The sequence below is a fragment of the uncultured Mycobacterium sp. genome, from assembly GCF_964249325.1.
In the GTDB taxonomy this organism is placed as follows: Bacteria; Actinomycetota; Actinomycetes; order Mycobacteriales; family Mycobacteriaceae; genus Mycobacterium.
The window spans coordinates 1-3,582 of record NZ_CAXUCH010000321.1 but is presented as its reverse complement, the minus strand read 5'-3'; the positions used below and the strand labels follow the sequence as shown (position 1 = coordinate 3,582).

General features: G+C 66.0%; 1 protein-coding gene and 2 pseudogenes (1 of these 3 only partly in view). All 3 read left to right on the top strand.

The features are described 5' to 3' along the window. Nucleotides 1–1,685, top strand: a pseudogene (locus ACFE99_RS23585) (peptidoglycan D,D-transpeptidase FtsI family protein) (it extends 340 nt beyond the left edge of the window). Between the two features lie 167 nt (nt 1,686–1,852). Then, a complete protein-coding gene (locus tag ACFE99_RS23580) occupies nt 1,853–3,385 on the top strand; it encodes a UDP-N-acetylmuramoyl-L-alanyl-D-glutamate--2,6-diaminopimelate ligase (protein ID WP_375489086.1) in 1,533 nt (510 codons plus the stop codon). Further along, nucleotides 3,382–3,582, top strand: a pseudogene (locus ACFE99_RS23575) (UDP-N-acetylmuramoyl-tripeptide--D-alanyl-D-alanine ligase); the annotation flags it as partial. The gene ACFE99_RS23580 and the pseudogene ACFE99_RS23575, both read left to right, overlap by 4 nt.

Genomic DNA, 3,582 nt, shown 5'->3' with positions numbered 1-3,582 from the left:
CGGAGGCCGCTGGACAACTTAAAGTCACCGACGTCGAAAAAGCCGTGCGCGGAAGCATCGTCGACCGCAACAACGACCAACTGGCGTTCACCATCGAAGCCCGCGCGCTCACATTCCAACCGCGGCGCATCCACAAGCAGCTTGCCGAAGCCAAGCAAAAGAATGCGAAAGCACCCGATCCGCAGCAGCGGCTGCACGATATCGCCAAGGAAGTCGCGCTTCGGCTGAACAACAAGCCTGACCAGGCAACGGTTTTCAAGAAACTGAACAGTGACGAGACATTCGTCTATCTGGCCCGCGCCGTCGATCCGGCTATCGCCACGGCGATCACCACGAAATTCCCGGAAGTAGGTGCCGAGCGCCAAGATCTGCGTCAGTATCCGGGTGGATCGCTGGCGGCCAACATTGTCGGCGGAATCGACTGGGACGGTCACGGTCTGCTTGGCCTGGAGGACTCGCTGGATGCGGTGCTGGCCGGAACCGATGGGTCGGTCACCTATGACCGTGGATCCGACGGCGTGGTGATCCCTGGTAGCTATCGCAATCGGCACAGGGCGGTCAACGGCTCGACCGTTCAGCTGACCATCGACAACGACATCCAGTTCTATGTCCAGCAGCAGGTGCAGCAAGCCAAAAACGCCTCCGGGGCGCGCAACGTGTCGGCGGTTGTGCTGGACGCCAAGACCGGCGAAGTGCTGGCCATGGCCAACGACAACACCTTCGACCCGTCGCAAGACATCGGACGTCAGGGCGATCGGCAGCTAGGCAACCTTGCGGTGTCCTCCCCGTATGAGCCTGGCTCGGTCAACAAGGTCATCACCGCCTCGTCGGTAATCGAATACAGCCTGACCAATCCCGACGAGGTGCTTTCGGTGCCGGGCTCGATCCACATGGGCGGTGTCACTGTGCACGACGCCTGGAACCACGGCGTAATGCCTTACACCACAACGGGTGTGTTCGGAAAGTCGTCCAACGTGGGCACGCTGATGCTGGCACAGCGGGTAGGCCCCGAACGCTGGTTCGACATGCTCAAGAAATTTGGGCTGGGCCAACGCACCAATGTGGGGCTGCCCGGCGAAAGTGCGGGGCTGGTTCCGCCGATCGACCAATGGTCGGGCAGCACGTTCTCCAACCTGCCTATTGGCCAAGGTCTTTCGATGACCTTGCTGCAAATGACCGGTATGTACCAGACCATCGCCAACCACGGGCTGCGGATGCCGCCGCGCATCATCAAGGCGACCGTCGCACCCGACGGGACACGCACCGAAGAACCGCGCCCCGAAGGTGTTCGAGTGGTGTCTCCGCAAACCGCGCAGACTGTGCGCAACATGCTGCGCGCCGTCGTGCAACGCGACCCGATGGGCTATCAGCAGGGCACCGGGCCGGCGGCGGCGGTGGAGGGCTACCAGATCTCCGGGAAAACCGGCACCGCGCAGCAGATCAACCCCGCCTGCGGTTGCTACTTCGACGACGTCTACTGGATCACGTTCGCCGGGATGGCCACCACCGACAATCCCCGCTACGTCGTTGGCATCATGATGGACAACCCGCAGCGCTCCTCAGACGGCGCACCCGGACACACGGCGGCCCCGCTGTTCCACAACATCGCGGCTTGGTTGCTGCAACGCGAAAACGTTCCGCTGTCGCCTGACCCCGGCCCGCCCCTGACACTGCAAGCAACCTAGCGGCGAACCAACAGAGGCATGTAGGTCCGCGCCTAGTCGGCCGATGCCTTTTGCGTCCGCTCCGGATTGGTTCGGGTCATCCTTGCAGCGAGGGCTCCGCTTAACGGGACTGCTAGGTACTGTGTCATGGCTGAAATCATGATGATCTGATGGCAGCGACGGAGGTGATGAAGGTGCCCACAGCGCTGCGGCCCCGCGTCGGCGCCGGCGTGCCGCTGCCGGCGCTGGCCGCAATGGTCGGGGCGGTACCGGCCGAGGACAGCGTCGTCCCCGAGCTGCGAATCACCGGCGTCACGCTGCGTGCCCAAGACGCCCAGCCGGGCGACTTGTTCGCCGCGCTGCCCGGCGCGACCACGCATGGTGCCCGCTATATCCGTGACGCCAATGAACACGGCGCCATCGCGGTGCTCACCGATGCCGCGGGAGTCGCCGAGATGGCCGACCACCCGGGCCTACCGGTTTTGATTCACCCGTCGCCTCGCGAGGTGCTGGGCGAATTGGCCGCTACGGTTTACGGGCATCCCTCCGAGCGGGTGACCGTCATCGGGGTGACTGGAACGTCTGGTAAGACGACGACGACTTATTTGGTGGAAGCCGGTTTGCGCGCCGGCGACCGGACGGCGGGACTGGTCGGCACGATCGGTATCCGCATCGACGGCGACGACATTCCCGGGGGATTGACCACCCCGGAGGCGCCCGATCTGCAAGCGCAGCTGGCTGCGATGGCCGAACGTGGTGTGGACACCGTCGTGATGGAGGTGTCCAGTCACGCGCTGGCATTGAGCCGCGTCGACGGCATCCGTTTCGCGGTCGCCGGCTTCACCAACCTGTCTCGCGACCACCTGGACTTTCACCCCAGCATGGCCGACTACTTCGAGGCCAAGGCCCGGTTGTTCGACCGAGCCTCCAAGCTGCGCGCACACACCGCAGTGGTCTGCGTCGACGATGACGCCGGCCGGGCGATGGCCGCCCGGGCCGGTGACGCGATCACCGTCAGCACGACCAACCAGGCCGCGGACTGGCGCGCCGAGGACATCGCGCCAATGGGCGCCGCCGGCCAGGAATTCACCGCGGTCGACCCGGCAGGCGTGCACCACCGGCTCGGCATACCGCTGCCGGGCCGCTACAACATCGCCAATTGCCTAGTGGCAGTTGCCATTTTGGACACGGTCGGCGTCTCGCCCGAGCAGGCGGCCACCGGCCTGCGGGATGTTCGGGTGCCGGGGCGGCTCGAGCAGATCGACCGCGGGCAGGACTTCCTGGCGCTGGTCGACTATGCGCATAAGCCGGGCGCCCTCGAAGCGGTGCTGACCACGTTGCGCCGCACAGATAGCCGGCTGGCGGTGGTGTTCGGCGCGGGCGGCGATCGCGACGCCGGCAAGCGGGCGTCGATGGGCAGGATTGCCGCCGAGCTGGCCGATCTGGTCGTCGTTACCGACGACAACCCGCGCACCGAGGATCCGGCCTCGATCCGCCGTGAAATCCTGGCCGGCGCCGCCCAAGCCCAGACTGCCGCCGAAGTCATCGAGGTCGGCGATCGGCGCGAGGCGATCAGGCACGCCGTCGGCTGGGCCTGCACGGGTGATGTCGTGCTGGTCACCGGAAAAGGACATGAAACCGGGCAAAGCGCCGGCGGGCAGATCCGTCCGTTCGACGACCGCTTGGAACTCGCCGCCGCGCTGGAGGAGCGGCGCCGGTGATAGCCCTGACCGTCGCGCAGATCGCCGACATCGTCGCCGGCGAACTTGCCGACATCTCCCCGGAGGCCGCCGCCCAGCTGCAGGTCACCGGCGCCGTCGAATTCGCCTCCCGGAAAGCCACTCCCGGCGGCCTGCTTCTCGCGCTGCCAGGGGAGCCCACCGACGGCCACGACTATGCGGCCGCGGCGGTCGCATAG

Bases quoted from the DNA above. Each gene is read 5' to 3' on its own strand.
- ACFE99_RS23580 (WP_375489086.1), top strand. From the start codon at position 1,853: ATGAAGGTGCCCACAGCGCTGCGGCCCCGCGTCGGCGCCGGCGTGCCG.